The following is a 4,481-nucleotide window of genomic DNA, read 5'->3' as shown; positions in this document are numbered from 1 at the left end:
CCACGGACGCCGAGGACGAAGGGGCTGGCCAGGTGGACGATGTCGGCGCGGTGTTCGGTGATCGCGGCGGCGACGCGCCGGCTGGGGAGGGCGACGCGGACCTGGGGGTAGCCGGGGAGCGGTAGGGAGGGGACTCGGACGACGGGGCACGGCGCGAGGGCGTCGGGCCCGTTCCCGGCCGCGGTGGCCGGGGCGACGACGATGGGGGCGTGACCGCGCTCGACGAGGTGCCGGGCGGTCTGGAGCGCGCAGTGGGCCACGCCGTTCACATCAGGGGGAAAGGATTCGGTCACGATGACGACACGCATACCCGTGTTGTCGTCGGGCCGGACGTGGACGCGTCAACGTGGATCTTTCCGGATGAGGAACGTCCCGTGAGCGTTGCGCTCCGCATGCCCCAGCATCACAAACCGGTCACGCTCCGGCGTCCGGGCTCGTACCAGCGGGATACGGGCCGACGACGGAACGCTCACACGCCGGTCTCACACGCCGGTCTCACGCTGTCCCGCTCGGGTGCCTCACACGGCGGACGCGTCCGGTCCGATGCGGCTGCGTACCGCGGTCTGTACCTCGGCCTCCTCGGCCGGATCGGCGGCGAGCCGCCGGAGCTGGTCGACCACTCGGGCGTCACCGGTCTCGGCGTGCCGCGCGGCCACCTCGCGGGTGGTCTCCTCGCAGTCCCAGAGGCACTCGACGGCGAATCCGGCGGGGAACGAGGGATCGGTGGCGGCCAGCGCACGGGCCGCGCGCCCGCGCAGATGGGACGAGGCCGTCTCCCGGTAGACATGTCGCAGCACGGGGGCCGCGTTGGCGATGCCCAGCCGTCCGGCGCCGTCGACGAGGGTCCACAGGGTCGGGGCATCGGGCCCGTCGCCCCGGACGGCCTCGCGCAGGGCGCCGAGGACGAGTTCCCTGTCCGGTGCGCCGCCCCGGCAGGCGAGGACGCGCCCGGCGGCCTCTCCGAGGGCGTCGGGCCGGTGGACCCAGCCGCGCGCCCGCTCCACGGCGGCGATGGACCGCATCCGTTCGAAGGCGTCCACGGCGGCCTCCACGACGAGCCGTGAGGCGGAGGCCTGGGCGGCCTCGATGAGATCGAGTACGTCGGAATCCTGGCTGTCGGCGAGATAGCGCAGGGCAGTGCAGCGCGCGCCGTCGTCTCCGGTGCGGGCGGCCTCGATGATCTCGGGGCGGTCCTCGGGTCCGGCGACGGCCGTGAGACATCGCGCGGCCGGCACATGGAGGGCCGCTCCGCGTTCGATGCCTTGCTGGGCCCACTCGAAGACGGCCCGCACGCTCCACCCCGGGCGGGGCCCGGACGGTCGCATCTGGCGTTGCCATCGGTCGAATGAGCCGGCTTCCTGCGCGGCACGCACGCGCGTGCCGATGGTTTCGCGGGGATCGTCGGCCCACAGGCGCCAGGGCCGGGGTTCGAAGGAGTCCCGTACGACGACCGCCAGTTCGGCCTCGCCCTCGGGGTCGGCGGGGAACCGGGCGAGGACGGGGGCCGCGAGGGCGCGCAGTCCGGCGTCGTCGTCGCGCAGCGCAAGTTCGTCGAGGGCCCAGGCCCAGTTGGCGCCGCAGGCGGCGTACCGCCTGAGCAGTTCGAGCGCGTCCCGCCTGCCGTACGAGGCGAGGTGGCCGAGGACGGCCAGCGCGAGGCCCGTGCGTGACTCCTCCGTGTCGAGGACGTCGTCCGCGTCGAAGAGGTGTGCCTCGATCTCGTCGAGCTCGCCGCTCAGGTCGAGGAAGAGACGGGCGTAGTAGAGGGAGCGGTTCTCCACCTGCCAGTCGTGGCGGGGGTCGCGCAGCACACAGTGGTTCAGTGCCGCGAGCGCTTCGGCGCGCGGGGCGGTGAGCGCGTGCAGCGTGCCGTCGCCGCGGCCCCTCTGGAGCAGGCCGAGCAGCGTACCGCTGGGCGCTATGACCGGATCGAACATGGGAAACAGCCTCACATCAAGCGTCGACGCAACCGGGGATCCTGCTTTACCTGGCCGCGTGACAACACGTCGGGGCGCCCGCCGTTTCCTGCTTGCTGTAGACCATCTTCCTCTGCCTCTCGTCGGTGGCCCGTGCGGGCCGCATCACGGTCCGCGCGGTGCGGCAACACCTGCCCAGCCATCGCGTACGTGAATCACGACGTCATGATGACCCAGCGGTTCTCGCTGCCGCGACCGCATTTCCGGCGGCCCCGTACCGCCTCCCCCAAAATTGTTGTTTCGCCTGGTCAAGGCGTTTTGTTCAGTGCACGCCGAACAGTTCGAGCAATTCGGCCTTGCCGAACATCCGAGCCGTGTCGACGGCGGAGGGCGTGCCCGCGGAGGGGTCGGCACCCGCGTCGAGGAGGACCCGGATCACGGCGTCCTCGCCCTTGAAGACGGCTCCGGCGAGCGGAGTCTGCCCTCGGTCGTTGATGCGGTCGGCCTCGGCGCCGCGCTCCAGGAGGGCGCGGACGGCGTCGGCGTGGCCGTGGTAGGCCGCGAGCATCACGAGCGAGTCGCCGCGGTCGTTGGTGAGGTTGGCCGGAACGCCCGCGTCCACATACGCCACCAGCGCCTCGGTCTGCCCCTGCCGGGCCAGATCGAAGATTTTGGTCGCCAGCTCCACGACCTCGGGGTCGGGGGCTTCACTCATCGGCGGGACCGCCTCTCACTGCGACAACACATGCGACAACGAACGGGACTGCGGGAACGTGCGGCCGTCAGCGGTGCGGCCGTACGAGTGAATCGCCAGCGTACTGGCTCCGCGGGCACATGACCGGGCCCGGCCGAGGCAAAGATCACCACGAATCCGGCAAACCGTCGAGTGGCCGCCCTGGAGGCCCTGCCAGGCAGGGCCATCGGGGTGAAATAAGCGTAATTTCACTCTGTTGCACCTTTTATCGTATGGATACATCCTGTGAGCCTGGAAGTACTCATGGTGACTGTCCCCATCGACCAGGAGAACTCTCATGATCCTGTCCATCTCAGGTGTGGTGCTGCTCGGCATCATCGTCTTCCTCTTCTTCCGCAAGGACGGACTCAAGGCCTCGCACGCGCTGGTCTGCGCCCTCTTCGGGTTCTACCTCGCGGGCACGGCCATCGCTCCGAGCATCACGGCAGGCGGCGCGAGCCTTGCCGGGCTGCTCGGCGGGATCAAGTTCTGACGCCCATCCCGTTCGCACGCACCTCCAGGAGACAGCAGTGGCCCGGCGCCCTCTTCCCCGCATTCTGAGTACCGGCAGCGCGCAGATCGCCCGCAGCCGGGACCTGGCCCGGACGGCCGCCGACAGCGCCACCGACGTCCTTCACCCACTGATCACGGTCACCCGTGGACTGCGCCGGCTGGCAGCCGCCGGACGGCGCAAGTGGGCGGACACCCCAAAGGACCGGCGCGGTCCACTGCTGTTCCTGGTGGCTTCGGTCGTACTGGTCGTGGCCCTCGTCCCGTACGGGCCGCTGCTCGCCATCGTCACCCTGATGGGTGCGTCGGCGTGGCACGGCCGGGACCGCACCCCGCCCGGGCCGATCGGACCCGACGAGGCGCAGGCCAAGCGCCTCGAGTCGCTCTACGAAGCACTCGTCCCCTACTTCTCGGTTCCCGAGGACCCGGCCCCGCTCTACGCCCACGGCGGCGAGTGGGACAAGGCCTTCACCTCGTACGAGTTCGACGACACCGGCCGTGTCTCATACCTCTCGCTCCACTACCCCGCGTACTTCACCGACGGGGAGGCGGACGCGCGTGCCCGTATCGAGCAGTTGCTGCACACCAAGTCGGGGCGCGGGCGCGAGTACCGCTTCGCGTGGGACGAGGAGGGCAACCAGCTCTCGGTCACGGTGCTGCCGCCGCTTCCCACCGATGTCGCCGCCCAGCGCTTCGTCACGGCTCCGGGCGAGACCGTCCTCGGCTTCACCGACCCGGCCGGGGTCCAGCGCACGCTTCCGCTCACCTTCGGCGAGGAGCGGCGGGACGCCCCACCTGTCGTCTGGCGCACCGGTGCACGCTCGACCGAGCCGCACCTCCTCGCGGTCGGCGGGCCCGGCAGCGGCACGACCACTCTTCTGCGCTCGATGGCGCTGCAGGCCCTCCAGCACGGCGACGTACTGATCGTCGAGGGCGGCGGCAGCGGCGAGTTCGCGTGTCTGACCGGCCGCGACGGCGTCCTGGGCATCGAGTGCGGCCTGGCGGGCGCGCTGGCGAGCCTGGAGTGGGCGGCGCACGAGACGGAGCGCCGTCTCATCGCCGCGAACCGCGCCCGGCAGGCGGGCCACACCCCGCCGGAGGACACCAGGCGTCCCCTCTGGCTCCTCCTCGACCGCCCGACCGTCCTCGGCCATCTCGCGGCGGCCGACGGCCGCAAGGATCCCCAGTCCCTCCTCCAAGTGCCGCTGCGCCACGGCCGCGCGGCCGGTGTGACGGTGGTGGTGGCCGAGCAGTTCGACGCCCTGGAGTCACTCAGCGAGGCGGTACGCGGACACACGCGCGCGCGTGTCGTGCTCGGCCCC

5 protein-coding genes are annotated in these 4,481 nt (G+C 71.4%); 2 read left to right on the top strand and 3 right to left on the bottom strand.

Annotated features, from left to right (window positions below; translation table 11 throughout):
- The 3 genes from O3Q52_RS49470 to O3Q52_RS49460 all read right to left on the bottom strand — a co-directional run.
- Nucleotides 1–308, bottom strand: a 308-nt coding sequence (locus tag O3Q52_RS49470) for a glycosyltransferase (protein ID WP_269654986.1), incomplete at its 3' end; no start/stop codon positions are given.
- A gap of 210 nt (nucleotides 309–518) precedes the next feature.
- Complete coding sequence (locus O3Q52_RS49465) at nucleotides 519–1,937, bottom strand: HEAT repeat domain-containing protein (RefSeq protein WP_269654985.1); 1,419 nt, start codon at nucleotides 1,935–1,937, stop codon at nucleotides 519–521.
- Between the two features lie 301 nt (nucleotides 1,938–2,238).
- Entirely contained in the window at nucleotides 2,239–2,631 is a 393-nt protein-coding gene (locus O3Q52_RS49460; RefSeq protein ID WP_269654984.1) for an ankyrin repeat domain-containing protein, read from the bottom strand.
- 316 nt (nucleotides 2,632–2,947) lie between these two features.
- Between O3Q52_RS49460 and O3Q52_RS49455 the strand changes: the two genes are divergently transcribed.
- Both O3Q52_RS49455 and O3Q52_RS49450 read left to right on the top strand, forming a co-directional pair.
- Nucleotides 2,948–3,142, top strand: a complete 195-nt coding sequence (locus O3Q52_RS49455; protein WP_055611072.1) for a hypothetical protein — start codon at nucleotides 2,948–2,950, stop codon at nucleotides 3,140–3,142.
- 37 nt (nucleotides 3,143–3,179) lie between these two features.
- Nucleotides 3,180–4,481 (top strand): hypothetical protein (locus tag O3Q52_RS49450; RefSeq protein ID WP_269654983.1); only part of this gene is annotated, 1,302 nt, incomplete at its 3' end.

Origin of the sequence: Streptomyces sp. ActVer, from assembly GCF_027270795.1 — a bacterium.
Lineage (GTDB): Bacteria > Actinomycetota > Actinomycetes > Streptomycetales > Streptomycetaceae > Streptomyces > Streptomyces umbrinus_A.
Note: the sequence above shows the minus strand (reverse complement) of the source record. Positions and strands in the feature narration are given on the sequence as shown.

Excerpts from the sequence above, each read along its gene's own strand:
- O3Q52_RS49460 (WP_269654984.1), bottom strand. The coding sequence starts at position 2,631 with ATGAGTGAAGCCCCCGACCCCGAGGTCGTGGAGCTGGCGACCAAAATC.
- O3Q52_RS49465 (WP_269654985.1), bottom strand. The coding sequence starts at position 1,937 with ATGTTCGATCCGGTCATAGCGCCCAGCGGTACGCTGCTCGGCCTGCTC.
- O3Q52_RS49455 (WP_055611072.1), top strand. The coding sequence starts at position 2,948 with ATGATCCTGTCCATCTCAGGTGTGGTGCTGCTCGGCATCATCGTCTTC.